The 741-nt window shown below is 47.0% G+C and carries 1 protein-coding gene; it reads left to right on the top strand.

Annotation, left to right across the window (positions count from 1 at the left end):
* Positions 1 to 741, top strand: a 741-nt coding sequence (locus R7Z77_RS25315; protein WP_318137041.1) for an AAA family ATPase, incomplete at both ends; no start/stop codon positions are given.

Genomic DNA, 741 nt, shown 5'->3' on the forward strand with positions numbered 1-741 from the left:
GAGTATTCAAGAGTTGAAGGACAACGGCCGTTATGTCCGACTCACCAAAGGTTACCTACCTACAGCGCAAGTCGTTTTCCTTGATGAGATTTGGAAAGCGGGCCCTGCGATTCTGAACACTCTGTTGACCGTCGTGAACGAAAAAACATTCAAAAATGGCAGTGACATTGAACGTGTTCCAATGCGTTTGTTGGTTTCTGCTTCCAACGAATTACCAGATGAAGACAGCGGCCTAGACGCACTGTACGACCGAATGCTCGTACGTGTGTTCGTAAACCGAATTCAGAATAAGCAAAACTTCAAATCCATGCTGACCGTTGGCACATCGCAAGAAGCGCAAATTCCGGAAGGTTTGGCGATTACCGATGAAGAGTATCACCAGTGGCAGCAACAACTCGACAAACTGACACTCACCGACAATGCATTTGAAAAGCTGTTCCAGCTAAAAACGATGTTGGAAACCAAAGTGGAAGCGCAATTTGGCGACGCAGCACATACCGACATGTACGTGTCTGACCGTCGCTGGAAAAAGGCGGTGAAGTTACTGAAAGCGAGCGCTTTCTTTAATGGTCGTGATGAAATTAATCCTCTTGATCTGTTGTTATTGCAAGACTGTCTCTGGAATAGCCCTGAGTCGCGTGATGTCGTGCGTGAAGTTGTACAAGAATTCGCGCTCAAGCACGCTTTTGACCAACAAGACGCAGAGCAGGAAATCGAGTACTGCCGTGAGTCTTTGATTGA

The organism is Vibrio sp. 1401 (genome assembly GCF_033340295.1).